The sequence below is a fragment of the Bradyrhizobium sp. 2TAF36 genome (genome assembly GCF_052114925.1).
Classification (GTDB): Bacteria; Pseudomonadota; Alphaproteobacteria; order Rhizobiales; family Xanthobacteraceae; genus Bradyrhizobium; species Bradyrhizobium barranii.
The window spans coordinates 175,690-201,247 of the sequence record NZ_JBFRFR010000012.1; the positions used below are offsets into that span (position 1 = coordinate 175,690).

Here is a 25,558-nt window from a genome sequence, read left to right on the forward strand (position 1 = left end):
GAGGTGCTGGATGGCGCCGGCGGACTGCGCTTCGCGCAGCCAGCGGACTGCGCTTTGCGCAGCCGCGGGCTAACCTACCCGGCGGGGGTACCTACTACCGGCGGCCCTGAACGCCCTGCACCCACTGTTCCAGCATTTGCAGGCACATGGCGCGGTCGTCGTCCGAGGCCTTGGCGAAAGCGCGGTTGTAGCTTTCCTTGATCCAGGTTTCCTCGATACCGGCGCTGTCACGCGCCAGCGTCAGCCACATAAGGCCACGCGCGGCCTGCCGCGGCAGGCGGTCGCCATTGAACAGCATCTGGCCGAGCAGCGCCTGCGCCTCGTGCTGGCCCTTCTGGGCGGCAAGGCCGAGCCAGCGCGCGCCATAGCGGAAATCCTCGCGCGAGGCGTCCGGGGTCTTCAGATACAGCCGGGCGAGATCGTACTGCGCATCCGCATTGCCGAAATAGGAGGCCGCATAGGAGAACATCTCCCGCGCCCGGTCCGGATCCGACTTGATCTTCGAGTTCGGGATACCGCTCAGATAGTAGCGGCCGAGCGCGACGAAGGCGTTGGCCACGACCTGCGCCTGCGGCGCCGACGGGCTGTCCTCGGCATGCGCATTGGCGATGCGGCTGAAATATTCGAAGGCGCGCACATCGTCCTGGGCGACGCCGTCGCCATCGGCATACATGCGGCCGAGCTTGAACTGAGCGCCGGGATGACCGCCTTCGGCGGCATATTGCAGGGCGCTGAGCGAGGTTTCCTGGGGCGTGGTCGCCGGTGCCGCCACCTTGCTGCGCACGGCACCCGCGGCGCCCGGCAAGGTGGTCACGACCGGGAGGGCCGCATCCTTGCTGGCCGAGCCGTCAAAGGCGAGCGCCGGCGCGGCCAGCGCACCGACCCCCAACACAAACGCAACTATGGCACGCCTAGATGTCCGCATAGCACTGTTTCTCGTGCGCGCCGCCCGGATGGGTCACTGCCCCACCGACCGCTGGTCCAACCTGCTGAGCATACTTCCAGAGCGCACCCGACGTGTGGTTAGTCGCGCGAGCGCTCCATTTGGTCTTGCGCTGGGCGAGCTCTTGGTCGCTCAATTTTACGTTAAGGGTACCTGCGACCGCGTCGATCTCGATGATGTCGCCATCCTCGAGCAGCCCGATCGGGCCGCCGATGGCGGCTTCCGGCCCAACATGGCCGATGCAGAAGCCGCGGGTGGCGCCGGAGAAGCGGCCGTCGGTGATGAGCGCGATCTTGCCGCCCATGCCTTGGCCCGTCAGCGCCGCGGTGGTCTGGAGCATTTCCCGCATGCCGGGACCGCCCTTGGGGCCCTCGTAGCGGATCACGATGACCTCGCCTTCCCTGTAGGTGCGGTTCTGGACAGCCTCAAAGGCGTCCTCCTCCCGGTCGAAGCATCGCGCCGGACCGGTGAACCTCAGGTTAGACATTCCCGCGACTTTCACGATCGCACCTTCTGGCGCCAGATTGCCCTTCAGACCAACCACACCACCGGTGACGGTGATCGGCTTGTCTGCCGGGTGCACCACATCCTGGTGCGGATTCCATTTAACGCTTTTGAGGTTTTCGGCGATCGTTCGACCGGTGACCGTAATGCAGTCGCCGTGGAGAAATCCGTTGTCGAGCAGCGTCTTCATCAGAAGCGGTATGCCACCTACTTCAAACATGTCTTTGGCGACATAACGGCCACCCGGCTTCAAATCCGCGACATATGGTGTCTTTTTGAAGATTTCGGCGACGTCGAACAGGTCGAACTTAATGCCGCACTCATGCGCGATCGCCGGCAGGTGCAGTGCAGCATTGGTCGAGCCGCCGGACGCCGCGACCACGGCGGCGGCGTTCTCCAGCGCCTTCCGCGTGACGATGTCGCGCGGCCGGAGGTTGGAGGCGATCAGGTCCATGACCTTTTCGCCCGCGGTCGTGCAGAAAGCGTCGCGGATCTCATACGGCGCCGGGGCGCCGGCCGAGTACGGCAGTGCCAGGCCGATCGCCTCGGAGACGGTCGCCATGGTGTTGGCAGTGAACTGCGCGCCGCAGGCACCCGCCGAGGGGCACGCCACGCGCTCGATCTCGTCGAGGTCCTCGTCCGACATGGCGCCGACCGAGTGCTTGCCGACGGCCTCGAACATGTCCTGGACGGTGACCTGCTGGCCGCGGAAATTGCCGGGCAGGATCGAACCGCCGTAGATGAAGATCGAGGGCACGTTGAGACGGACCATCGCCATCATCATGCCCGGCAGCGACTTGTCACAGCCGGCAAGGCCCACGAGCGCATCATAGGCGTGGCCGCGCACGGTCAGTTCGACGGAATCGGCGATGCACTCGCGCGACGGCAGCGACGAGCGCATGCCGTCATGGCCCATGGCGATGCCGTCGGTGACGGTGATGGTGCAGAATTCGCGGGGGGTGCCGCCGGCGGATGCAACGCCCTTTTTCACCGCCTGGGCCTGGCGCATCAGGGAGATGTTGCAGGGGGCGGCCTCGTTCCAGCAGGAGGCGACGCCGACGAAGGGCTGGTGGATCTGCTCGGTGGTCAGACCCATGGCGTAGAAATAGGACCGGTGCGGCGCGCGCGTCGGGCCTTCCGTCACGTGACGGCTCGGCAGCCTCTGCTTGATGTCGGTCTTTGCGTCCATCGCAAACCAGTTTCCCCGGCCAACCCTTTCAGACCCGAAAAATCAGAGCCAAGATTTGAATCGACCTTGGGATTTCCCGTCCTTCGAAGACCGCCGATGCCCTTCAAACTTTAGAGCGATTTTATTCATGTTCGGGTGTGGCTAAAAAGCGGCGCTGATGCGAACGGACGGAGATAAGGGTTTAATCCAAGATGAGTGTTGCAGGGACAGCACAATCGTTACCGGGAAGACACGGGTTGGCTTACTGCGATACCCTCGTGATTATGACAATTCACAACCTGAGATTTCAAAGCCGCTCCGGCGCTCCCCAGCGCGGGTCTCGGGAACGGAGCGTGCCTCACCTGAGTCGCGGCGGCCCGCAGTACCAACCCCGTCATCCTGAGGCGGGAGTGATGAGCGCGAAGCGCCCAGCTCAAACCGTCAGGTCGAGCCGCATGAACTGGTTGTGCGGGCTTGCCTCATAGTCGGCGAACGGCGCGCAGGAGACGAAACCGGCGCTGCGATAGAGCGAGATGGCGGGCGCGTGCAGGGCCGCCGTGCCGGTCTCCAGGCTGAGGTGCACGTAACGCCGCCTGCGGGCTTCAGCGATGATATGGCTCAGCAGTGCGCGCCCTACCCCGGTGCCCCGCGCAGCCGGCGCGGCACGCATCGACTTCACCTCGCCATGCGTATGATCCAGCTCCTTCAGCGCACCGAACCCGAGCAGGACATCGTCCTGCCAAGCCGTCCAGAAGGTCACGGTGGCAGCCGAAAGGCCGGTGGCATCGAGAGCGAAGGCGCGCTCGGCCATGACGCTGCGCAGCTCCTCGAGATGATGTGCCAACAAGTCGGCGACATAGGGCGCCGTCGGATCGTCTCGTCTGATCTCCACCTCATCCCCCTGCTGTCGCACGCGTGCCACCGTTTAAGCACAGGTGGCACGCCCGCGGCATAGTCATGATCGGTGCTATTCCCAAGTCAGCGCACCACCATTCTGGTATTCGATGACGCGGGTCTCGAAGAAGTTCTTCTCCTTCTTCAGGTCCATCGCCTCCGACATCCACGGGAACGGGTTCTCGACCTCGGCGAACACCGGAGCGAGCCCGATCTGCGCACAGCGGCGGTTGGCGATGAAGTGCATGTACTGCTCGCACAGCGCCGCATTCAGGCCGAGGAAGCCGCGCGGCATCGTGTCCCGTCCGTAAGCGGCCTCCAGCTCGGCCGCATCACGGATCATGCCGCGAACCTCGTCCTGGAATGCCGCCGTCCACAGATGCGGGTTCTCGATCTTGATCTGGTTGATCACGTCGATGCCGAAGTTGAGATGGATGCTCTCGTCGCGCAGGATGTACTGGTACTGCTCGGCGATGCCGACCATCTTGTTGCGGCGGCCAAGCGACAGGATCTGCGCGAAGCCGGTATAGAACCACATCCCCTCGAACACGACATAGAAGGCGACGAGATCGCGCAGGAAGGCGCGGTCGCTATCCGGCGTCCCCGTCTGGAACGACGGATCGTCCAGGTGCTGCGTGTGCTTGAGCGCCCAGGCCGCCTTGTCCGTGATCGACGGCACCTCGCGGTACATGTTGAACAGCTCGCCCTCGTCGAGGCCGAGGCTTTCGACGATATACTGGAAGGTGTGGGTGTGCACCGCCTCCTCGAAGGCCTGCCGAAGGAGGTACTGCCGGCACTCCGGATTGGTGAGGTGACGGTAGATCGCCAGCACGATGTTGTTGGCGACGAGCGATTCAGAGGCTGCGAAGAAGCCGAGATTGCGCTTGATCGCGCGCCGCTCGTCCTCCGTCAGCCCGTCCCGCGACTTCCATAGCGCGATGTCGGCCTGCATCGAAACTTCGGTCGGCATCCAGTGATTGTTGCAGCCTGAGAGATACTTCTCCCAGGCCCATTTGTACTTCAGCGGAAGCAGCTGGTTGACGTCGGCGCGGCAGTTGATCATCCGCTTCTCGTCGACGGAGACGCGGCCGCCGGCGCGGTCGATCGCACCTAGGCCGGTCGGGTCGGCCGGCTCGAGCTTGAGCTGGCTCTGCGGACGCAGTGCAGTGGCTAGACTTGAGGCGGCCGGAGCGGCTGCTGTGGTTTCGGTATCGGACCAGTCGAGCATCGTCATCTCCTCACTGGCACGCTTCGCATTCGGGATCGTCGATCCGGCAGGCCTTGATGCCGTCGAGGTCCGGTGCCGCTGCGGTCGGGATCACGATCGGCGCGTGCGACACCGCCACAGACGCGGACACCGCATTGAGCTTTCCGTCGGTGCCCTTCAACGTCGATTTCTCGACATGCGTGGCGCTGCGCGAGCGCAAATAGTACGTCGTCTTCAAGCCGCGCCGCCAGGCCAGCCAGTAGAGCGCGTCGAGCTTCTTGCCGGAGGGATTGGCGATGTAGAGGTTGAGCGACTGCGACTGGTCGATCCATTTCTGCCGGCGCGCGGCCGCCTCGATCAGCCAGGCGCTGTCGATCTCGAAGGCGGTGGCGTAGAGCGCCTTCAGATCGTCAGGAACGCGGTCGATCTGGCCGACGCTGCCGTCGAAATATTTGAGGTCGGAGACCATCACCTCGTCCCAAAGCCCCCTCGCCTTGAGGTCGCGCACCAGGAACTCGTTCACGACCGTGAAGTCGCCGGACATGTTCGATTTCACGAACAGGTTCTGATAGTTCGGCTCGATCGACTGCGAGACGCCGCAGATGTTGGAGATCGTCGCCGTCGGCGCGATCGCCATGACGTTCGAGTTGCGCATGCCGCTGGACGTGACCTTCTCGCGGAGGCGATCCCAGTCGAGTGTTGCGGAGCGATCGACGTCGAGACCACCGCGCGCGTCGGCGAGAAGCTGGATGGAGTCGAGCGGCAAGACGCCCTTCGACCACAGCGAGCCCTCGAAGCTCGGATAGCGTCCGCGCTCCGCGGCGAGATCGGACGACGCTTCGATCGCGTGGAACGAGATTGCCTCCATGCTGGTGTCGGCAAACGCCACTGCCGCGTCGGACGCGGTCGGAATGCGCTGGACCTGAAGCGCTTCCTGAAAGCCCATGAGGCCGAGCCCGACGGGACGATGACGCATGTTGGAGCGACGCGCCTCCGGGATGGTGTAGAAATTGATGTCGATGACGTTGTCGAGCATCCGGACGGCGGTGGTCACCGTCCGCTTCAGCTTGGCCTGGTCGACACCATCAGGCCCGACATGGTTGAGCATGTTGATGGAGCCGAGATTGCAGACCGCGACCTCGTCGGCGGAGGTGTTCAGCGTGATCTCGGTGCAGAGGTTCGACGAGTGGATCACGCCAACGTGCCGCTGCGGCGAACGCAGGTTGCAGGGGTCCTTGAAGGTGATCCAGGGATGACCGGTCTCGAACAGCATGGTCAGCATGCGACGCCAGAGGTCGCTCGCGCGCACGGTCTTGAAGACGCGCATGCCGCCGGCTTTCGCCTTGGCCTCATAGGCCTCGTAAGCCGTCTTGAACGCCCCGCCGTATAGATCGTGCAAATCGGGCGTCTCGTCGGGCGAAAACAGCGTCCATTCGCCATCGGCATCGACGCGCTGCATGAACAGGTCCGGCACCCAATTGGCGGTGTTCATGTCGTGGGTACGACGGCGGTCGTCGCCGGTGTTCTTGCGCAGGTCGAGGAATTCCTCGATGTCGACGTGCCAGGTCTCCAGATAGGCGCAGACCGCGCCCTTGCGCTTGCCGCCCTGGTTGACGGCAATCGCGGTGTCGTTGGCAACCTTCAGGAACGGGATGATGCCCTGGCTCTCGCCGTTGGTGCCCTTGATGTGGGCGCCGAGCCCACGGACCGGCGTCCAGTCGTTGCCGAGGCCGCCGGAATATTTTGCCAGCAGTGCGTTGTCCTTGATCGACTTGAAGATGCCGTCGAGGTCGTCCGAGACTGTCGTGAGAAAACAGGACGACAATTGCGGACGCAGCGTACCCGAATTGAACAGCGTCGGCGTCGAGGCCATGAAGTCGAACGATGACAGCAGATCGTAGAACTCGATCGCCCTGGCCTCTCGGTCGATCTCGCGCACCGCAAGACCCATCGCGACGCGCATGAAGAAAGCTTGCGGCAGTTCGATCCGCTTGCCGCGGACGTGCAGGAAGTAGCGGTCGTACAGCGTCTGGAGGCCGAGGAACTGGAAGTTCAGGTCGCGCTCGGGCTTGAGTGCAGCCGCGATCCGGCCGAGGTCGAAGCGGGCCAGTTCAGGATCGAGCAGTTCGGCAGCGATGCCGGTCTTCACGTAGGCCGGGTAATATTCGGCATAGCGCACAGCCATATCGGCCTGCGAGGCGAAGGTCGGCCCGGCATGGACATAGGACAGCACCTCGCCGCGGAGCTTGTCCAGCAGCAGGCGCGCACTGACATAAGCATAATTCGGCTCCTGCTCGACCAGCGTGCGTGCGGCCATGATCGAGGCCAGCGCCAGTTCGTCCTGGCTGATGCCGTCGTAGAGATTGCGGGTGGTCTCGGTGAGCACGGGTGCCGCGGAGACGCCGTCGAGACCGGCGCAGGCTTCGCCGATAATCAGCGCAAGCCGCTTGGTGTCGAGACCAACGCGCGAACCGTCGGCGAGCGTGACATGAAGTGCCGGCGCGACAGCGGGCGTCGCTTCCGCGGCCGCCTCCTCGGCGCGCTGGCGCGACCGCTCCTCGCGGTACAGCACATAGGCGCGTGCGACCTTGTGGTGCTCGCTCCGCATCAAGGCGAGCTCGACCTGGTCCTGCACATCCTCGATATGGAAGGTGCGTCCCTCGCCTGCCCGCCGCATCAACGCAGCGACGACTTCGGCCGTCAGCTGCTCCACGCTCTCATGGACGCGGCGCGAGGCGACCGCACTGGTGCCTTCGACCGCAAGAAACGCCTTGGTCATGGCGACCGCGATCTTCGCGGAATCGAACGGCGAGACCTTGCCGTTGCGACGGATGATCTGCATGGCCGGCTCGCTCGAAGCAGGCGCAAGCGATTGTGGACGCAAATGAACGATGGGTGCGGAAGCGGTGTCCGCGTCGTGCAGGTTGAGTGACATCAAAGGGCCCCGTGATGCGCGCGTTGTGTTTGAACGGGGCTGTAAGGAAGGACGCTGCAGAAACGCCGGCGGCAGAGTTGCCGGGCGGTGCGTGCAAGCGACCGCCGGACACCCCGCCCGTGGACGTTCAGATCGTCGCGGCAGGTCTCCTGGCTCGCAGGTCGTCGCCCACTTCCCGTCTTCCCGGCGCGAAAGGCACCAGTGACGATTGTTCGGAAGCAGCTCGCTGCTGACAGTTGCGGGGGCAGCGCCGGAATTCCGCGCTCTCGCGCGGTTCACCGGCTTCCCTCTTAGCCACTAAATCTTGCGATCCAGCGGAACCGTGACGCCCACATGTGGTGACATATGCAGCCGGGTGTCAACGATTCGTTGCGGGCCGGAAGCGGTGTTCCCTGTGGAATGCGGGAGTTCCCGCCTGGCTCGCGCAACCCTTGGGATGACGCACATCCAGCATTACGCGTTCCGCATCGCGCGCCCGAACGGATCGACCAGGCGGACGATCTCGCAGGCGGCGACGAGGCCGGCGAGCCAGACGGCGCTGGTCAGCCCGATGCGCGTCACGATGGCCGCAGTGAACGCGCCCTCTCCGCCAAGGAACGGCGTCGCGGCAAGCAGCGCGAGCTCATAGGCGGCGTAGGCGGCGACGAGCGCGATGGCCAGCATCAGCGGCGTGCGGCCCTGCGGCAGCAGGCGGAGAACGGTCGATGCCGCTGCCGTCGACAGCAACGCGGCAGCACCGATGACAAAGCCCCAGGCGATGGTGCTGCCATCGATGGGATAGTGCAGCACGCCAAAGCCGATGGTCTGGTTCACGAGCCAGGCGCCGGTGACGACGAGCAGCGCCGGACGCATCGGCAGCATCGCGGCGGCGACGACGGCGAACGCCGCAAACGGCGTCGCGCAGGCAAGCGCGAAGCTCGCGAGCGCGCATGACACCGTCAGCAGTGCAAAGCAGAACATCGGCGCGATGCGCGACGCGACCGGATGAAGGCGGAAACGGTCGGCGTGGGGCGGCAGGATGGTGACAGTCATGGAACGATCTCCTTGTGGGATTTGTAGCACAATTTTGCTGGAACGCGGCATCACGTCTGACTCAGTGAAGAGCCTCCATGGGATCTTCAGTCTCGGCTGGATCGCGCCGGTCGTAGGCGGCAAGCCAGGCGGCGAGTGTCACGGTGTGCGGCTCCTTGGCCGCCAATTGGCGCAAGGCCACGCGAACGGTGGCGCGCGCCGTGCGATCGGGCGGAAGCGTCGCCGTCTCAGATCCCCGCCCCTTCGCGACCGCCTCGACCACGGCCCTCTTGCACGCCGTCAGCTCCGGCAGCCCATAGAGTTCGAGCAGCGCCTGGAAGGCTGCGTGATGATCCGGCCGAAAAGCGCGCTTGCGGCCGAGCTGATCGCGGAGCGGATGGGCCGGATAGAGATGCGCGCAGGGGATCCACCCCTCAGGCAGCGGCTCGGTGGCGGCATGGGTGCGGCGATGCGCAAGCAGCTTTGGCGAGACGTGGGTGTGCGGGCCGTCAGGGCTTTGCCCGCCCGGCGGCGGGATCGGCTGGAATACCTCGGCGCGCCCGATGCGGCTGATGAAGACGCGGTGCGGATTGGCGGCCAGAATGATCCGCATGGCGTCGCTTTCGGGCGCGAACACGGATTGGCCCGTGCGGCTCCTGAGCGCGGCGACGGCATCGGCATCGCTGACACGGATGCAGGCGTCGACCTGCAACGTTCCGAGGCCAAGGTCGAACAGGATGCCGCTGCGATCCCTCGTCAGGAGCGCCTCGATATCCGGACCGAGCTCGGTCAGCACGGTACGACCACTCATGGCGCTGGCTTCATGCGGAAGACACAGCGCGATGCGGTGGCTCCAGCTCTCCGTGGTCGGCGATTCCGATGCGATCAGGCGCAGATCCGGGTGGGAGACAACGCGTATCCCACCCTTCTGCGTCACGGCGCTGATCCCGTTGCGAGACTGCTCCATATCGAAGGCCTCACCGGGCTCGCGTGTGAACTCGGCAATGGCACCGAACGTGCCGACGCTCCAGCCGGCCTCAGCGTCGGCAAGCTGGCTTGCGATCAGGTCCATGAGCGGATCGGCCGTCGTCATGAGGCTTCTCTCTCTCGCTATCTGACGTCGTAATTCGCCAGGCGAATGCCGCCATAGACGCCCAGTCCCGGCTGCAGAAAGCCGGTCGGATTTTGATAGTGCACATTGGCGAGATTATCGACCCGGCCGAACACCTTCACCTGGTCGGTGACCAGATATTCGGCTGCGACGTTGACGACAGTGTAGGCTGGAGCCAGCAGACGCAGAATGCTGAAGTCGCGGTTACCATCGACGAAACTCCCGACGTGCAACACGGTTGCGGAAAGTGTCAGCGGATCGATCGGATTCCAGATGACATTTGCGCTCCACTTCTCCTTCGGACGCCTCAGCAGCTCCAGTCCCGCCGTCGCATCCACCGCGCGGGTAAAAGTGTAGTCGGCACGAACGCGAAGCCGGTCCGTGATCGCAGCCGCGACGAAGCTCTCCGTGCCCTCCGTGATCGCCTTGCCGATATTGGTGTTGGTGCTCGCGAACGTCACGGGATCGAACGTGCTCTGGATCAGGTCCGTGATGTTGTTGCGGAAGTAGGTCGAGCCGAAGCGAACGCGATCGCCAAACAAGGGTTGCTCGAAGCCGGCGTCATATCCGACGCTTTCCTCGGGCCTGAGGTTGGGATTTGCAAAGAAGAAGAACGCGGGAAAGCTCACGTAAAGCTGGTTGAGCGTGGGCGCCTTGAACCCCGTGCCGTAGCTTCCCTTGAACTTCGTATCCGTGACCGGCACGATCACGGCAGACGCCAGACGAAAGGTCGGATGCTCTCCAAACCGCTCGTTGTCGTCCTGCCGGACGTTGGCCGTGAAGAAGACTCGATCCCGGAACTGGGACTGCAGCTCCATATACCCGGCCTTGTTGACGTTTTGCGCCGAGACCGTCGCCGTTTGCAGTGTTTCGGTCTCATGCTCCGCACCAATGATGACATTGTTGTTGGGCGCGAGCTGGGTCGTGGTGTGCCAATCATACTTGACGCGGTCGCCGGTCGTAATCGTGGCCATCACGTCGCCGGGCGAGATGTTGTAGTTCCAGTGATTGGTGTAGTTGACGCCGAAATAGCTTTTCATCCGGTCGTCGAGAGCGGACCAGACCGCCTCCCCGCGCGTGAAGAGCTGGTGCACCGTCTGCGTGCTTTGCGCGGCCGCGGGAAAGCTCGCGGATGTGACGGGATCGAAGGTGTCTCCGGTAAAGCGCAGGGTAGCGTCGGTGTACCGCGCCACGCCATTGAGCGTCAGGTTTTCGCTCAGTTCGGCGCCAAGCTTCGTCGAATAAGTCATGTTGTCGTAGTTGTTGCCGATCGCCTTCTGCCCCGGCGGCAGCAATTCGACCGGCGTCACCGGCACGTCGTTCGCGTGGAAATGCGCGACGTTGAAGGCATAGTTGAAGTGGTCCTGTGAACCGCTCAGACCTGCAGTTTGATTGAACGTTCCGAACGAGCCTCCCTCGACCGAGCCGGTGGCGCGGGCGGGACCGTCGCCCTTCTTCGTCACGATGGAGATCACGCCACCCAGCGCGTCTGCGCCGTAGAGACCGCCCTGCGGACCGCGCAGGACTTCGATCTGCTGAATGTCGGAGGTGAGCAACTGGCCGAAATCAAACGAACGGTTCGGGTTGCCGGGATCGCTGACATCGATGCCGTCGATCAGGACCTTGGTGTGGTTGGAATTCGTTCCGCGCATGAAGATCGACGTCTGTCCCCCCGGACCGCCGGTCTGCACGAGGTTCAGGCCAGGAACCGCGCTCAGCGCATCGGATGCGGTCCGGCGCTGATCGCGCTCCATGTCTCTGGCGGTCAGAACCGTCACCGAGCTCGCAACCAGATTGGTCGGAGTGACAACGCCCGTCGGACTGACGACGACCGTCGGAAACAGGTTGGCCGCGGATACCCCGGCAACCGGGGGCGACGCCGGCACCAGCTCGGGCTTCGGCAGCCGAGCGACGCGCCGCTGCTCGGGCTGGTCGGGCGCAGGCCGCGCGGCTCGCGGCTTGGCCGCACGCTCGGTCGGCGCGACCTCGACCGGCGGCAGCAGATCGGGCGATGCCGACTGCTGGGCCTGGGCAATGGACAGATCGAGCGAATACAGGGAAACGAACGCGACAACGCCGGCGCGGAAGCGCCTGGCGGCAAAGACAATACGGGACACTCTTGTAACCTCGGTATGACGTCAGTGGCACGTCACAGCGAACGAGGTTTCACGGCGGAGCGTTCGATTGCTCCCGTGAAGCTAATGTCTGTACTCCCCGACCGACATCTTCGCGTGTGACCACGGCTGACGGCAGGTCTCCTGGCTCGCGGGTCGTTACCTTACGTCGCCTTCCCAGGACCGAGATTCCCAGTGGCATATGACGAAAGATTCACCGCTTACAGTTGCGGGGGCAGCCGTGGCGTTGAGAATATCCCGGTATCGGGAAAACCTCGCACCACGTTCCCTTTTGATCTCCGTGAGGAGAACCGTCACCGGCCAATCTACGGGGCGGGCAAGCGGAGAGTCAATCGGCCGGTTGCATGACGGGCAAAGCACCGCACCGGAGATTGAGCCGGCGCAATCAGGCCGGCTCCCGCTCCGAACGCGTCCTGATCACCGCCCGCTCGCCGGCATCGACGAGCTGGCCGATGCCGGTGCGGCCCGTGAGCGCGCAGCGGATGATGTTCTCGGCAACGGACCTGCGAAAGCAATGGTCCTCGCCGACCGGGCGATTGCGGCAGACCCGATCCAGCGCCAGCTTCATGTTGATCCGGGTGCGGGTGTCGAAATGCTCGCTGATCATTCGCAGGGCCTCGGTGCGTTGATGTCGGAGCGGAAACGCGTCGGCGTAGGCTGGGTTCCAAAAACGGACCGCGCAAGGCGTTGCGCAGAGCCGACTACGCCCGATCTCTTGGTCCTGTGACGGGCGGGCTACGCCCGACCTCTTGGCCGCTGGGCCTGAGCCCAGGCCGCGGTGACATCGCGCAGCGGAGCGTCGATGCGCCGGATCGGGGTCAGCTCACCGGAGGCCGAGATGATGGCGGTCTCCTCGCGGCGACAGCGCGGGCATACGAAGCGGACCTCGTGCGGCGACGCCGACCAGCTCGAACGTTTGACGTTGGCCGCCATCGGCCATGCATCGCAATGCGAGCACGACACCAGGAACCGACCGGGATCGAGCATACCCATTCCATAGGACTCCGCGTCCTGCCTGCCCCTTCAATGACTAACCCATGTGAATCGTTCCGGTGCCCGAGCACCGTCTGCTCCTCAGCTTCACGCAGCGCCGCCGCTCAGTGGGCACCCTTGAGGGTGCATGACGTGGTGCAGGTGACGGTGTTGCCGTGGTCGCACGCCTTGCAGGCGGCAACGCACTGGTTCATGTCGCGGGGATTGTAGGAGCTGTAGTTCCGCATCGCACAGACCGGGGTCGAGCCGGTGATGTCCTGCTCCTGGTTGCAGGCGGCCGTCATGAGCGCGAAGATGAGGACTGCGAGAAGGCGCATGGGATTGCCCTGGTGAGGAGCGGCAAAGCGACGTCAGCGAGATGCGCTGCACCGCAACGGACCTCGGCATTCCCAATGCGAGCAATCATGATCGCGACGCTCGCATCCTCAAAGGATGCGCGCCAAACATTAAGAACGGATTGCAGGCGGCGTCAGGCCGCGGCCTTGGTCGCGATCGCCTTCCGCATATCCACCGCCAGCTGACGATACTGCTCCGAGAGTCTCAGATAGAACTCGCGCTTGGTGCTGTCGGTGGCGAGCTTGGCAATCAGCTCGCATTCGGCGGTGAGCGTCTCGAACCGTTCCAGCCTGTCATGAAGTTCTGTCATCGGCGTGTCCCCATCAAACGCCACAAGGGACGTCAAACCTAAGCCTGAGAAATAGGTCACGGCGAACATCGTTATCGAGTAGAAACGTTTTTTCCAGCAAGGGCGGTGCAAGCCCAGCAAGAACAGCTATTTCTGCTCCAGCCGCCAGGCGCCGTCCCAATTGGCGTCCGGCGGATTGGCCTCGAACTGCGCGATGCGGCCGAGCAGCGTGCGCGAGGGACCGTCGCCGGGCACGGCTTCGAGCGCTGCATTGAACGCGGCGCGAGCCTCGTCGAAGCGCTGCGCGCGGTAGGCGGCGAGGCCTTCGGCGTAGCGCGCGCGCAGGCTCTCCTGCGGGACGCTGAGCCCGTGCGCCTTGCTCATCACCTCGAAAATGGCCTGCGATGCGCTTTGGCCGGCCACCGCCAGACGATCGATCTCGCGCAGCTCGAGGTTCGAGCCGATCGCGTCCGCCGTGGCCTGCGCGATCAGGATCCGCGTGCCGTAGATCTTGTTGACCAGTTCGAGCCGCGAAGCGAGGTTCACGGCATCGCCCATCACGGTGAAGCTCATCATCAGCTCGGAGCCGATGCTGCCGGTCAGGACCTCGCCGGTGGCAATCCCGATGCGCAGATCGCAAGGGCCTGGCATGGCGCGGATACCGAGCAGGTCAGGCAATTGCTTCTGCAACGCCGGCACCTCATCGGCCATGTCGATGGCGGCGTAGCAGGCGAACAGCGCCGGCTCGTCCTCCTCAATGAAGGGAGGGCCCCAATAGGCCATGATGGCATCGCCGATATATTTATCGATAACGCCGCGATGGCTCCGGATCGGCGCGGACATCACCGTGAAATAGTGGTTCATGACCTTGACGAGGCCACGCGGGGTCATGCCCTCGCTCATCGAGGTGAAGCCGCTCATGTCGGAGAACATGATGGTCATCACCCGGCGCTGGCCGTCGATGGCAACTTCGGGTCGGTCGATCAGCCCCTGCGCCACCTTGGGATCGATATAGCGGCCAAAGGTCTCACGGATCCGCTCGTTGTGCCGCAGCTGCTCGATCATGCGATTGAAGGCGGCGGCGAGTTCGCCGATCTCGTCCTGGGTCGAGACCGTGATGGTCTTGTCGAAGCGGCCCGCCTCGACCTCGCGGGTGCCGGCGAGCAACAGCCGCACCGGTCGCGTGATGCCACTGGAGACGAGGAGCGCGAAAGCAAATCCGACCACCGCCGCGAGGATGGTGACGATGCCCGAAATGATCATCGCCTGGCGCTGGCGACCGATCACTGTCGCCGTACTGGCGAAGACCTGCTTCAGCATGTCGGCGCGGATCGCGTCGATCTTCTGGTTGAACTGGTCGCGTATGGTGTCGAGATGCTCCAGGGTCCCGCGCGCCTCCGTCATCTGCTTGCCTTCGACCTGCTTGAGGAGTTTTGCGTGGTCCTCATTCATGTCGTGACGCAGCTCGGTGAGAGTGGTTTCGATGCGGGTCTCGATCCGCGCCAGCCCGGCATTGTCGGAAGGCGTCCTTTTGTCGTCGATGATCGCGTTGATGTGCGTGCGCGCGGCCTCGGCTTCCTCGTCGATCTTCCGATCGGCCTCCTCGAATTCGCGCAGGCGCGCCGCATAGGCCTCCTCCTCCGAGGGGGCCTGCATCTTCATCATGACCATCCGCCGCAGCGCCACCGAGCGCTCCAGCGAGCGGATGTTGGCGCGCGCCAGATGGCCGTAGGCCGGAATGTAGCGATCGGTCAGCTCGTCGAGCAGGACGCCGACCTGGCTCGACATCACCATCGAAAGAATCGCGGTGACCAGCATCAGGACGATCAATCCGAGGGCGATCCCGACGATCTTGCGCCTGATCGACTGGTTGAAAAGTGGCATGAGCGGTGGGGGTAAGAGCTGAAAGGATCGGTTGGGAACTCAATACACCGGATTTGGACGCGGGAACACGCGCAATCTGGCCTTCGCGGCGCCCTGAACCGCGCGCAACCGTCGCGCGAGCCCTATTCGTTAACAAAGGTTGAAGGCATTGCCCTTTCCGCCATTTCGGAAGTTCCCGAGTTCCCATCGGTATTTTGCCGCATTGTTGAAGGAGCGTGAGGACTGCGAAACGATGTCGTGGCATCGTTTTGGGTGTCGTCTTTGATTCTCAAGCCGCATGTCGTCGCGGACCTTGGTTTGTAGTGGTTTCGCAGGGGGACCATCGAATGAACCAGTGCCTACGCTCGCTCGCGTGTGTCGTTGCCGTGGCCGCATTGGCCCTTCTTCCTGCCGAGTTGGCAGCGAAGAGCAGTCACAAATCGTCGGCGTCGAAGAAAACGCATGAGACGAAAGCCGGCGGCAAGCAGCGTCACGCTGCCGCGAAGTCGCGCCACGGCAAGCATGCCGACGCCAAGCGCAAGTCCAAGAAGGACGACGAGCCCTCGGACAAGCCGGCGCCGCCGCCGCTCACCGGCGACCTCGCCGCGCTGAAGGACGCCATCGATCTCGCGCGCAAGGGCAAGACCGACGATGCGAGCGCGGYGCGCGACCGCATTGCCGACCTGGCCGGACAGAAGCTCGCCGACTGGTTCATGCTGCGCCATTCCGAGAGCACGGCACCTTTCAAGCGCTACGCCGGCTTCCTGGCCGCCAATCCGGACTGGCCGAGCAGCGCCCTGCTCCGCCGCCGCGCCGAAGCGCGGCTGTGGCAGGAGAAGAGCGACGCGGCGACCGTGCACAAGTTCACCATGGACCGGCCGACCAGCGCCAAGGGCAAGTTCGCGCTCGCCCGCGTGCTCCTGGGTGAAGGCGACAATGACAGGGCTACGCGCCTGGTGCGCGAGGCCTGGCGCACGGACGAACTATCCGAGCGCAGCGAGGAGGATTCCTACGAGGCGTTCCGCGATCTCCTGACCGCTGACGATCATCGCGCCCGCATGGACAAGCGCCTCGGCGCCAAGGACTACGCCGGTGCAAGGCGCGCCGCAAAACGGCTTGGCGAAGATGCGCTCGCGATCGTCAAGGCCTGCTCGGCCGTCACCGGCAAGGCCAACAAGGCCAAGGATTATCTCGAGGACGTCTCGACCGAAGCACGCCGCGATCTCGGCTACGTCCTCTGCCGCGCGCAGTGGCATCTCCAGAACGACCGCATCGACGACGCCGCCGAGGTGATCCTCGCCGCCGCGCCCGACACGATGGCGGCCCAGGACACCGATGCCTGGTGGCGCGAGCGGCGCCTGCTCGCGCGAAAGCTGCTCGACCAGGGCAAGTTCAAGACCGCCTACGACGTGGTGCGCGCGGCGGCGGTGCCCGCGATGGAAGTCTATCGCGTCGACTACCACTTCATGTGCGGCTGGATCGCGCTGCGCTATCTCGACGATCCCAAGGCGGCGATGGTGCATTTCGCCGCGATCGACGAAGGCTCGGCCAATCCGATCGCGCTGTCGCGGGCGCATTACTGGCGCGGCCGCGCGGCCGAGGCGATGGGGGCGACGGCGGATGCGCGCATGAGCTATCAGGCGGCGGCGCGCTATCCGACCGCCTATTACGGCCAGCTCGCACGCGCCAGGCTCGGCCTCGACGGGATCGAGCTGCGCCCGCCCTCGCCCGTGCTGGCCGCGGCCGAGACACAGCCCGCGGACGAGCGCGTCCGCGCTGCCGAGATGCTCTACGGCATCGGCGAGCGCGACATGGTGTTCTATTACGCCGAGGATTTTGCCAAGGAGAGCACCGACGTCGCAGCCCTGGAAGCGCTCGGCGAGCTCGCCGGCCGGCGCAACGATGCGCGCGTGATGCTGGAGGTCGGCAAGTCGGCGCTGGCGCACGGGCTTGCGCTCGACCATTACGCCTTCCCGACCATCGGCATTCCCGAGCACAAGCAGGTCGCGCCCGCAATCGAGACCAGCGTGATCTATTCGGTGGCGCGCACCGAAAGCTCGTTCGACCAGCGCGACAAGTCACCCGCCAACGCGGTCGGCCTCATGCAGGTGACGCCGGAGGCGGGCCGCGATACCGCAAAGCGCTTTGGCCTGACCTATGACTGGGACAGGATGGTGTCCGATCCCGTCTACAACACGCAGATGGGCGCGGCCGAGCTCAGCGCGCTGCTGTCGGAATATCGCGGCGACCAGATCATGACCTTCGCGGGCTACAATGCCGGCCGCGGCCGGGTGCGCGAATGGGTGCAGGCGCGCGGCGACCCGCGCGATCCCAAGGTCGATCCGGTCGACTGGGTCGAGCGCATCCCGCTGTCGGAGACGCGCAACTACGTCCAGCGCGTGATGGAGAATGTGCTGGTCTACCGCGCCCGGTTCGAGGGCAGTGGCACGGCCACGGCGAAGTCCGAGCAACGCGTCACGACGCACGAAGTCAGCGCGGCACCCACGGCAGCGGCCGCAGCCGCCGCGCCCTAGCTTCGCAACGCCGGGGCTGGACGCGGCGCGAAGCTGGATGCAGTGACTGCGGCCGCCGACTCTGCGCGGCCCGCATCGTTAGGCTAGCCGTCACCTCCTTCCGTGGTCAGAAGGTTCGTGCGCGCGCAGAAATGCTTCCGTCAGCGCGCCCGAGAGCGCGCCGAATTGCATCATCCAGCTCCAGCTCGAAATGGCCGCCAACACCGTGACCATCTCGAGCGAACTGCGGTAAGGCCAGAGCGCTTCCATGCTCGTCTGCTGATATCTGCGGTAGCAATCATACTCGCAGTACTGCCGTTGCGTGGACACATGCCGGACGTAGCTCGAGCCCAGCGGCCGGGCGCACGCGCTGCAGGAGACGCCATGATGCGGTTGGTCCTGGTTGACGAGCATGAATTTCAACGTTCTGTCCTCCCCTGCCAGCAGTCGCATCGGCCGATTCGCCTCGCCCACCCGTCAGCTCAAGACGCCGCTTGCGCTCGCCTCTCGATCAACGGCGCCGCTTCGTGATGGAGCGCGTAACACTCGTAGCCGCAATAGGGCAGCAGCGTCTTCGCGTCGCGCAGATAGCCGCCGCTGATCTCCTCGCAGCACCATAGACAGAACGTCTTGCGGAAAGGGGTCCTGCCGTTCACCAATATGAATCTCACGTGGCACCTCCCAACGCGAAGCAGTAGACCGTGTCGACCAGAGAGGCGGACGGCGGCGGCGCGCAAAGATGGTTGCGGCCATCGGGATTGTCCCTGTTTCGCTCGACCTTCTGGGATGGAATGAGAATGTACTTCCCGTCTTCCCGGCGCCGCGCGTAGATCCGGCCGTCGACGTATCGCACCTCGGTCGGGTAGCAATCCGCACTGTTGCAGCAGCTGAGCACGGGATTATCGGGCATGTGCCAACTGGAATAGAACTTCTCGTGCAGGAGCTGATCCTGGAGCGGATGATGACGGTGTGCACCATCCTGTCCGAGCTCGTCGGCCTTCACTCCCGTTACCAACGGAAGCGGCAGCGCGATCATCAAGAGGAGCTTGCAAGCACGGTTCAGCACGCAGCCTCCGGTTCAGAATTGCCGAATGGAGCCGATCGAAGGGCTAATCCTCATGCCGCCTGAAATCGAAACAACCATCGGCGGTCGCGTTCGCGGCGCGCCCTGAAGCGATCGAGACATTTTCTGGAGCACAGCGGCGCTCGCCACGAATAATATCGGATCAGGCCGAATTTGTCGCTACAGACAGCGCAAGCTTTTACGGCAGGGCCACGCTCGGAGTGTTCAGGCGTATCGCACATCATGCTCTCCTTCCGGCTCTCATGGTCGTGGCTTCGCGCGTACGCTGACGCCCGGCCATCCACGCTCGTTACTGAAATGCGGCCTCTCAATCGCGACCAGCCAATCGTGCGGCAGGTCGGGCAATGGACGCGGAGCTATCGGCAGCACATCGAGCTAATCGCCGGCTTGTGGCCTTGCACATCGCGTCCCTTCGATGGTTGTGAGACTAGTCCGCATGCAACGGACGACTCAATTGTACGGAGGTAAATGTGCGCTATGACTTGGGATGCGCGAGCTATACGTAGGTTTGTCCCGTAGTTTTCCGGGCCTTCGCCGCACCTTCGCAACGAGACGGCGCAAGGCCGGCAGGCTGCACGGCTGCCGCGAGTTTCGGCGCGGAGTCTACTTTGGTCGGAGGGAATTGCTCCCCTGATTGCAAAGTGCTCTACTTGCTTCGACCCCTGCGAGCCGGGACGCCCGCGATGATGCCTGGCCAAATCGCGAAATTTGGTAATTCGGCCGCACAATTGCTGCTCGGCRGCCTCGCGGCGCTTCGATCTTTCGGCACCGGCGAGAAGGACAGTTCCGCGGTCGGTGATGACTCGCGACAGGACATCGTCGATCTACGCGACGCCGTGAAGCAGTGGCGCGAGGTGTTCGAGCATAATCCGGTCATGTATTTCATGGTCGATCCGGCCGGGACGGTGCTCAACGTGAACACGTTTGGCGCCGCACAATTGGGTTACACGGCGACCGAGTTGACCGGCCAATCCGTGCTGAACGTCTTTTTCGAGGAAGACCGCGACTTCGTCCGTCAATGCGTAGGGTTGTGCCTGGAAACCGTGGACCAGTCGCACACCTGGGAGATTCGCAAGATCCGCAAAGACGGCTCGGTTCTCTGGGTCCGTGAAAACGCCAAGGCGATGCTGCGCGGCGACGGCACGCCGGTCGTGCTGGTCGCCTGCGAAAACATCACCCAGCGCAAGGAGGCGGAGGATGCGCTGCGGCAGAGCGAGGCCTACCTCGCCCAGGCTCAGGAACTGAGCCGCACCGGCAGCTTCGGCTTGAGCCCCACGACCGACGAGATCTTCTGGTCGAGGGAAACGTTTCGCATTTTCCAATGTGACCCGGCCATGCAGCCGAACCTGGGCTTTGTGTTTCAGCGCATCCATCCGGAGGACCGCGATGCGGTCCGCAAGACCCTTGATCGAGCTTTCCGCGAGGCGGAGGATTTCGACCATGAATATCGCCTGTTGATGCCGGATGGATCCATCAAATATCTCCATTCCGTGGCACGCGCGGTGAGACGTGCATCCGGGCGCATCGAGTTCGCCGGCGCTGTCACCGATGTCACGATTGCAAAGGAAACAGAGAAGAGGCTGCGCCGCAGTGAGGCCTATCTGGCCGAAGCCCAGCGCCTCAGCCATACGAGCAGCTGGGCCTGGGACGTGCGTCGTCAGGAGTTTGCCTACCGATCGGCTGAGCTCTACCGCCTGTTCGGATTTGAGCCGGACCAGATCGATGTCCCGGCGCGGGCTTTCCAGCAACGGATCCTCGCCGATGACTTTCGACGAATTGCCGACGTTGAACGTCGCGCAATCTACCAAGGGGAGCCCTTCGAAATCGACTTTCGGATTGCGCGTCCGGACGGTTCGATACGACGTGTCCATACGGAGGGACATCCTGTCAAAGGCGGCGATGGCGATGTGATGGAAATCATCGGCACGCACGTGGACGTCACCGAGCAGTTCGCCGCAAAAGAAGCACTGCAAAAGGCCTTTGACGAGCTCAAGCAATCCGAGCAGCGCTTCCGCGACTATGCCGAAACCGCATCGGACTGGTTTTGGGAGACCGGGCCGGATCACCGCATCACCCGGATATCGGAACACGCCGATACGGCCAGTCCGGTGCCGACCGGCTTGATCGGGCTGACCCGTTGGGACATTCCGCCCGATGCCGAGTTCGAGCCCGAGAAGTGGGAGCAGCATCGCGCGGCGCTCGATGCCCACCTTCCGTTCCGCGACCTGGTTTACCGCAGCAGGGATCGCAACGGATCTCAGATTTACGTGCGCACCAGCGGCAAGCCCTTCCATGACGAGAATGGCAACTTTCTCGGCTATAGGGGCGTCAGCAGCGATGTGACGGCGGCAATCCGCACCGAGCAGGCCGAAGATGCCCTGCGCAAAGCGCAAGCCGAGCTCGCTCATGTCACGCGCATCACGACGCTCGGCGAGCTCACCGCCTCGATTGCCCACGAAATCAACCAGCCTCTCGCCGCCGTCATTTCCAATGCCGACGCCTGCATCGGTTGGCTCGGCCGCGACCCGGCCGATCTCGACGCTGCGCGCCGTTCCGTCGAATGGATCGTCGAGGACGCCAATCGGGCCAGCGAGGTGATCCGCCGGATCCGGGCGCTCGCGAAAAAGACCGAAATCGAGATGGTCCCAGTCGACATCAATCAGGTCGTGAGGGAGGTGATGGCCCTCGTTCGGCGCGAGCTCGCTACCCATGCCGTGTCGGTGCGGATGGAGTTGTCGTCGGGCCTGCCCAACATTTGCGGCGATCGGATCCAGCTCCAGCAGGTGCTGATCAACCTCGTCATGAACGGGATCGAAGCCATGCAAGCCAATGTCGAGCTCCCGCGCGAGCTGGCAATTCGCTCCAGTCGAGACGGCGACGAGCACCTGCTTCTTACCGTGACGGATCGCGGTCTCGGCCTTGACAGCGACGTGACAGACCGCATGTTCATGCCGTTCTTCACCACAAAGTCGAGCGGCCTGGGGATGGGACTATCGATCTGCCGATCGATCATCGAGGCTCACGCGGGCCGGCTTTCGGCATTCCCAAATGAGGGGAGCGGTGCAACATTCCAGATTGCCCTGCCCTTCCCACACGAGGCCGCGTCGTGACCGACCACGCCAAGCCAACGCAGGCGCAGGCACAGGCGGGGGCCGATGATCCGATCGTCCTGATCGTCGATGACGATCCGTCGATGCGGCGTGCGCTCACCAATCTCTTCCAATCGGTCGGCCTCAGGGTGGAGGCCTTCGGCTCGGCGGCGGAGGTCATGGAAGCCAAGCCGCCGGTGGTCCCCAGTTGCCTCGTGCTCGACATCCGCCTGCCCGGCTCGAGCGGCTTCGACCTCCAGGCGGACCTCGTGAAGGCCGACATTCGCACGCCTATCATCTTCATCACCGGTCATGGCGATATCCCCATGACCGTCCGGGCCATGAAGAGTGGCGCCATCGATTTTCTGACCAAGCCGGTGCGCGACCAGGACATGCTGGACGCGGTCCAGGCTGCGATCGAACGCGATCGCAAGCGGCGCGATGCCGAGAAGTCGGTCTCAAGCGTGCGCGCTCGCTTTGAAGGCCTGACGCCGCGTCAACGCGACATTCTCGCCCTGGTTGCGTCCGGCCTGATGAACAAGCAAGTCGCTGCCGAGCTTGGATTGGCTGAGATTACCGTCAAGATCTATCGCGGGCAGATCATGCGGAAAATGGGTGCGAAGTCATTGGCCGATCTCGTCAGAATGACCGAGGTGCTCGGAATTCCACGCCCGGGGGGAAAGGTGCAAACCTAAGTATGCTTTCCAAGGTCGCTCCGGGGGCCCATTTTCCGATGGGCGGCTGCGCCGCGCGCGGCCGCTCCCCGATCAGGAGCGATCATCTTGTCAGTCCCTTCGGTCATTTCCGTCATTGACGATGATCCATCCGTCCGCCTTGCGACCAACAATCTGCTGACGTCGCGGGGATACACCGTCTACATCTTTGGCTCCGCTCTCGAATTTCTCCAGTCGGCCGAACTGAGGACGACGTCCTGCGTGATCGCGGATGTGCAGATGTCGGTCATGAGCGGCGTTGATCTCCTGATGCATATGCGCGGCCTTGGTCACCGCACGCCGTTTATCTTCATGACCGCCTTTCCCGACGATGCCGTGCGCGACCGCGCACTGAAAGCTGGCGCCATCTGCTTTCTCGCGAAGCCGTTTTCCACGCCGGCTCTGATCAATTGTCTGGAGGCGGCCCTGTCGAAGCAGAGCGAAGCCAAGACGTAACGCGGCGCCGCGTGAACCTGATTGCTCCACGGGGGCGGCCACTTGACGTTGTGGCCGCATCCGAAGAGGCAATCCGCCTCAATCCACCTTGATGTCGGCGGCCTTGATAATCGGCCACCATTTTGCGATTTCCGCCTTCTGGCGGGCGCCGAGCGCTTCCGGCGTGAGCTGGTCCTTGGGCGTCATCTCGAGGCCCTGGCTTTCGAGCTGCTTCTTCACGGCGGGATCGTTCAGCGCTTCCACGGCGGCCGCATTGAGCTTGGTGACGATTTCCTTCGGCGTGCCCTTCGGCACCCACAGGCCCGACCACAACGTCATGTTGAAGCCTTTCAGCCCCGCCTCGGCTGCCGTCGGAATGTCCGGCGCCGACGAGAGCCGCTTGTCGTCGGTGATGGCATAGGCGCGGATCGTGCCGGCGCGGACCTGGTTGATGGAGTTGGAGGTCTGATCGATGATGACGTCGATCTGGCCGGCGATGAGATCGTTCAGCGCGGGCGCCGTGCCGCGATACGGCACATATTGCAGCTTGATGCCGCTGACGCTCTCGAAATAGACACCGGCGATATGGCTGCCGGAGCCGGCGCCGGCGGTGCCGGCGGTCGGCGGCGACGGTCGCGACTTCAGCCACTCGATGAGCTCCTTCAGCGAGGTCGCGGGCACCGCGTTCTTGCTCACCACGATCATCGGATTGCTCGGCAGCAGCACCACCGGCTCGAGATCGGCGACGAGGTCGTATTTGAGCTTGTAGACGGCGCCGTTGGCAACATGGGTGCCGAGATGGCCGAAGGAGATGGTGTAGCCGTCCGGCGCCGATTGCACGGCGCGACCGACGCCGATCGAGCCGCCCGCGCCCGTGACATTCTCGATCACCAGCGGCTGGCCGAGCGTCACCCGCATGCGCTCGGCGAGCACGCGCGCCATCGCATCCGACGGGCCGCCGGCGGCGAAGGGAACGATGACGGTGATGGGATGCGAAGGATAGTCATCGGCGCGGGCGACGCCGGTGAGAGCGAGAATACCGAGCAGCCCGGCCCAGATGGCCTTCTTCATTGTCTTCTCCCCAGCGATGTCTTTGTTGTTTTTGTGCCCTCCCGCGTACGGGAAGAGGGATCGGTCGTGAAGAGACGAAATGACGCGCCAGAGCGCGATCATCGCGCTCCGGCGGTCTTGCCGTCCCTAGAACTGCGTGTAGTCGATCGGCTTGTGGCGATCGAGCGTGCGGGTGACCGGCGGCAGCGGGTACTTCAGGCCGGTCGCGCAGTTGAACAGCATCACGCGGTCGGTCTTGCTGACACGGCCGTCGGCGAGGCTGTCCTTGTAGGCGGCGTAGGTCGCGGCGCCCTCGGGGCATAGCAGCAGCCCCTCCTCGCGTGCGACTTCGTTCAGCGCCGCCGAGATCTTGTCGTCGTCCACCGCAATGGCAAAACCCTTGCTCTCGCGCACCGCGCGCAGGATCAGGAAATCGCCGATCGCCTGCGGCACGCGAATGCCGGACGCGATCGTGTGGGCGTCCTCCCAGCGCGTCGCATGTTCGGTGCCGGCGTCATAGGCCCGCACCATCGGCGCGCARCCCGACGCCTGCACCGCGACCATGCGCGGGCGCTTGGAGCCGATGAACCCGATCTTCTCCAGCTCGTCGAAAGCCTTCCACATGCCGATCAGGCCGGTGCCGCCGCCGGTCGGATAGAAGATCACGTCGGGCACGTCCCAGCCGAGCTGCTCGGCGAGCTCCAGGCCCATCGTCTTCTTGCCCTCGATACGGTACGGCTCCTTGAGCGTGGACGTATCGAACCAGCCGACCTTCGCCTTGCCTTCGCCGACGATCTTGCCGCAATCGTCGATATAGCCGTTGACGCGATAGACGGTCGCGCCCTGAAGCTCGATCTCGCTGACGTTCACCTCGGGCGTGTCGGCCGGGCAGAAGATCGTGGTCTTGATGCCGCAGGAGGTCGCGTAGGCCGCGAGCGCCGCGCCGGCATTGCCGTTGGTCGGCATCGCCATGTGCTTGATGCCGAGCGCCTTGCCCATCGACACCGCCATCACGAGGCCGCGCGCCTTGAACGAGCCGGTCGGCAGGCGTCCCTCGTCCTTGACGATGATCTCGCCGCCGCCGAGCCTGGCGCCGAGCTTCGGCAGCCGGATCAGCGGCGTGGTGACCTCGCCGAGCGAGACGATGTCCTTGCATTTGCGCACGGGCAAGAGCTCGCGGTAGCGCCACATGTCGCCAGGACGCTGGGCAAGCGCGTCCTTGGTCAGCGCCTTCTTCACGCCCGCGAGGTCGTAGCGCACCAAAAGCGGCTTGCCGGCCTTGGAG

Annotated in this window: 22 protein-coding genes and 2 riboswitches; of the genes, 4 read left to right on the plus strand and 18 right to left on the minus strand. The window is 64.1% G+C overall.

From position 1 onward, the window contains the following. Positions 1-94: 94 nt before the first annotated feature. From AB4Z51_RS09575 to AB4Z51_RS09635, 13 genes are all read right to left on the minus strand, one after another. Positions 95-925 carry a tetratricopeptide repeat protein gene (locus AB4Z51_RS09575; protein ID WP_071913596.1) on the minus strand — a complete coding sequence of 277 codons (831 nt, stop codon included), beginning with the start codon at positions 923-925 and terminating at the stop codon, positions 95-97. Beyond that, positions 912-2,636: a dihydroxy-acid dehydratase gene (ilvD, locus tag AB4Z51_RS09580; protein WP_071913594.1), complete on the minus strand. Its 1,725-nt coding sequence runs from the start codon at positions 2,634-2,636 to the stop codon at positions 912-914. Before ilvD ends, AB4Z51_RS09575 begins: the two co-directional genes overlap by 14 nt. A gap of 412 nt (positions 2,637-3,048) precedes the next feature. Next, entirely contained in the window at positions 3,049-3,507 is a 459-nt protein-coding gene (locus AB4Z51_RS09585; protein WP_135213754.1) for a GNAT family N-acetyltransferase, read from the minus strand. A 75-nt stretch (positions 3,508-3,582) separates the two neighbouring features. Beyond that, positions 3,583-4,737 (minus strand): ribonucleotide-diphosphate reductase subunit beta, encoded by a 1,155-nt coding sequence (locus AB4Z51_RS09590; RefSeq protein WP_135213755.1) that lies wholly within the window; start codon positions 4,735-4,737, stop codon positions 3,583-3,585. A gap of 10 nt (positions 4,738-4,747) precedes the next feature. Next, on the minus strand, positions 4,748-7,651 hold the full coding sequence (locus AB4Z51_RS09595) for a ribonucleoside-diphosphate reductase subunit alpha (protein WP_441497325.1): 2,904 nt from the start codon (positions 7,649-7,651) through the stop codon (positions 4,748-4,750). A 122-nt stretch (positions 7,652-7,773) separates the two neighbouring features. Beyond that, a riboswitch (cobalamin riboswitch) is annotated at positions 7,774-7,991 on the minus strand. A 113-nt stretch (positions 7,992-8,104) separates the two neighbouring features. Then, entirely contained in the window at positions 8,105-8,683 is a 579-nt protein-coding gene (locus AB4Z51_RS09600) for a hypothetical protein (RefSeq protein WP_135213756.1), read from the minus strand. 61 nt (positions 8,684-8,744) lie between these two features. Further along, on the minus strand, positions 8,745-9,755 hold the full coding sequence (locus tag AB4Z51_RS09605; RefSeq protein ID WP_135213757.1) for a DUF6925 family protein: 1,011 nt from the start codon (positions 9,753-9,755) through the stop codon (positions 8,745-8,747). A 17-nt stretch (positions 9,756-9,772) separates the two neighbouring features. After that, the gene (locus AB4Z51_RS09610) at positions 9,773-11,890 is read right to left on the minus strand and encodes a TonB-dependent receptor plug domain-containing protein (protein ID WP_441497326.1); all 2,118 of its coding nucleotides are present in this window, start codon (positions 11,888-11,890) and stop codon (positions 9,773-9,775) included. 114 nt (positions 11,891-12,004) lie between these two features. Then, positions 12,005-12,218: riboswitch (cobalamin riboswitch) on the minus strand. 75 nt (positions 12,219-12,293) lie between these two features. After that, the gene (locus AB4Z51_RS09615; protein WP_071913576.1) at positions 12,294-12,515 is read right to left on the minus strand and encodes a hypothetical protein; all 222 of its coding nucleotides are present in this window, start codon (positions 12,513-12,515) and stop codon (positions 12,294-12,296) included. 128 nt (positions 12,516-12,643) lie between these two features. Further along, positions 12,644-12,901, minus strand: coding sequence for a hypothetical protein (locus AB4Z51_RS09620; protein ID WP_071913574.1), 258 nt, complete (start codon positions 12,899-12,901; stop codon positions 12,644-12,646). Positions 12,902-13,005: 104 nt separating this feature from the next. Further along, positions 13,006-13,218: a hypothetical protein gene (locus AB4Z51_RS09625; protein ID WP_063983092.1), complete on the minus strand. Its 213-nt coding sequence runs from the start codon at positions 13,216-13,218 to the stop codon at positions 13,006-13,008. Between the two features lie 152 nt (positions 13,219-13,370). Next, entirely contained in the window at positions 13,371-13,547 is a 177-nt protein-coding gene (locus AB4Z51_RS09630) for a hypothetical protein (RefSeq protein WP_166341944.1), read from the minus strand. 126 nt (positions 13,548-13,673) lie between these two features. After that, positions 13,674-15,410, minus strand: a complete 1,737-nt coding sequence (locus AB4Z51_RS09635; protein ID WP_135213758.1) for an adenylate/guanylate cyclase domain-containing protein — start codon at positions 15,408-15,410, stop codon at positions 13,674-13,676. 326 nt (positions 15,411-15,736) lie between these two features. Here AB4Z51_RS09635 and AB4Z51_RS09640 point away from each other — a divergent pair, with 326 nt between their 5' ends. Then, positions 15,737-17,923 (plus strand): transglycosylase SLT domain-containing protein, encoded by a 2,187-nt coding sequence (locus AB4Z51_RS09640; protein WP_441497327.1) that lies wholly within the window; start codon positions 15,737-15,739, stop codon positions 17,921-17,923. Between the two features lie 90 nt (positions 17,924-18,013). On the opposite strand, the gene AB4Z51_RS09645 is transcribed toward AB4Z51_RS09640, so the two are convergent. The 3 genes from AB4Z51_RS09645 to AB4Z51_RS09655 all read right to left on the minus strand — a co-directional run bounded on the left by AB4Z51_RS09645 (position 18,014) and on the right by AB4Z51_RS09655 (position 18,968). Further along, positions 18,014-18,316 carry a hypothetical protein gene (locus tag AB4Z51_RS09645; RefSeq protein ID WP_193560865.1) on the minus strand — a complete coding sequence of 101 codons (303 nt, stop codon included), beginning with the start codon at positions 18,314-18,316 and terminating at the stop codon, positions 18,014-18,016. A gap of 68 nt (positions 18,317-18,384) precedes the next feature. Next, a complete protein-coding gene (locus AB4Z51_RS09650; RefSeq protein ID WP_084795121.1) occupies positions 18,385-18,573 on the minus strand; it encodes a hypothetical protein in 189 nt (62 codons plus the stop codon). Continuing rightward, the gene (locus AB4Z51_RS09655; protein ID WP_014495024.1) at positions 18,570-18,968 is read right to left on the minus strand and encodes a hypothetical protein; all 399 of its coding nucleotides are present in this window, start codon (positions 18,966-18,968) and stop codon (positions 18,570-18,572) included. Before AB4Z51_RS09655 ends, AB4Z51_RS09650 begins: the two co-directional genes overlap by 4 nt. A gap of 701 nt (positions 18,969-19,669) precedes the next feature. On the opposite strand from AB4Z51_RS09655, the gene AB4Z51_RS09660 reads away from it, so the two are divergent. The 3 genes from AB4Z51_RS09660 (at position 19,670) to AB4Z51_RS09670 (ending at position 23,244) form a co-directional block, all read left to right on the plus strand. Next, positions 19,670-22,096: a PAS domain-containing sensor histidine kinase gene (locus AB4Z51_RS09660; protein WP_441497328.1), complete on the plus strand. Its 2,427-nt coding sequence runs from the start codon at positions 19,670-19,672 to the stop codon at positions 22,094-22,096. Further along, the gene (locus AB4Z51_RS09665) at positions 22,093-22,770 is read left to right on the plus strand and encodes a response regulator transcription factor (protein WP_135213763.1); all 678 of its coding nucleotides are present in this window, start codon (positions 22,093-22,095) and stop codon (positions 22,768-22,770) included. Before AB4Z51_RS09660 ends, AB4Z51_RS09665 begins: the two co-directional genes overlap by 4 nt. Before the next feature lie 87 nt (positions 22,771-22,857). Beyond that, a complete protein-coding gene (locus AB4Z51_RS09670) occupies positions 22,858-23,244 on the plus strand; it encodes a response regulator transcription factor (RefSeq protein ID WP_135213764.1) in 387 nt (128 codons plus the stop codon). 78 nt (positions 23,245-23,322) lie between these two features. Here the strand turns inward: AB4Z51_RS09670 and AB4Z51_RS09675 are convergent, their stop codons facing one another. Further along, positions 23,323-24,294 (minus strand): tripartite tricarboxylate transporter substrate binding protein BugD, encoded by a 972-nt coding sequence (locus tag AB4Z51_RS09675; protein ID WP_063983086.1) that lies wholly within the window; start codon positions 24,292-24,294, stop codon positions 23,323-23,325. A gap of 126 nt (positions 24,295-24,420) precedes the next feature. After that, a partial coding sequence (locus AB4Z51_RS09680) for a threonine synthase (RefSeq protein ID WP_441497329.1) occupies positions 24,421-25,558 on the minus strand: 1,138 nt, incomplete at its 5' end.

Excerpts from the sequence above, each read along its gene's own strand:
- AB4Z51_RS09595 (WP_441497325.1), bottom strand. The coding sequence starts at position 7,651 with ATGTCACTCAACCTGCACGACGCGGACACCGCTTCCGCACCCATCGTT.
- AB4Z51_RS09605 (WP_135213757.1), bottom strand. The coding sequence starts at position 9,755 with ATGACGACGGCCGATCCGCTCATGGACCTGATCGCAAGCCAGCTTGCC.
- AB4Z51_RS09620 (WP_071913574.1), bottom strand. The coding sequence starts at position 12,901 with ATGGGTATGCTCGATCCCGGTCGGTTCCTGGTGTCGTGCTCGCATTGC.
- AB4Z51_RS09575 (WP_071913596.1), bottom strand. The coding sequence starts at position 925 with ATGCGGACATCTAGGCGTGCCATAGTTGCGTTTGTGTTGGGGGTCGGT.
- AB4Z51_RS09590 (WP_135213755.1), bottom strand. The coding sequence starts at position 4,737 with ATGCTCGACTGGTCCGATACCGAAACCACAGCAGCCGCTCCGGCCGCC.
- AB4Z51_RS09615 (WP_071913576.1), bottom strand. The coding sequence starts at position 12,515 with ATGATCAGCGAGCATTTCGACACCCGCACCCGGATCAACATGAAGCTG.
- AB4Z51_RS09675 (WP_063983086.1), bottom strand. The coding sequence starts at position 24,294 with ATGAAGAAGGCCATCTGGGCCGGGCTGCTCGGTATTCTCGCTCTCACC.
- AB4Z51_RS09645 (WP_193560865.1), bottom strand. The coding sequence starts at position 18,316 with ATGCTCGTCAACCAGGACCAACCGCATCATGGCGTCTCCTGCAGCGCG.
- AB4Z51_RS09625 (WP_063983092.1), bottom strand. The coding sequence starts at position 13,218 with ATGCGCCTTCTCGCAGTCCTCATCTTCGCGCTCATGACGGCCGCCTGC.
- AB4Z51_RS09630 (WP_166341944.1), bottom strand. The coding sequence starts at position 13,547 with ATGACAGAACTTCATGACAGGCTGGAACGGTTCGAGACGCTCACCGCC.
- ilvD (WP_071913594.1), bottom strand. The coding sequence starts at position 2,636 with ATGGACGCAAAGACCGACATCAAGCAGAGGCTGCCGAGCCGTCACGTG.
- AB4Z51_RS09635 (WP_135213758.1), bottom strand. The coding sequence starts at position 15,410 with ATGCCACTTTTCAACCAGTCGATCAGGCGCAAGATCGTCGGGATCGCC.
- AB4Z51_RS09600 (WP_135213756.1), bottom strand. The coding sequence starts at position 8,683 with ATGACTGTCACCATCCTGCCGCCCCACGCCGACCGTTTCCGCCTTCAT.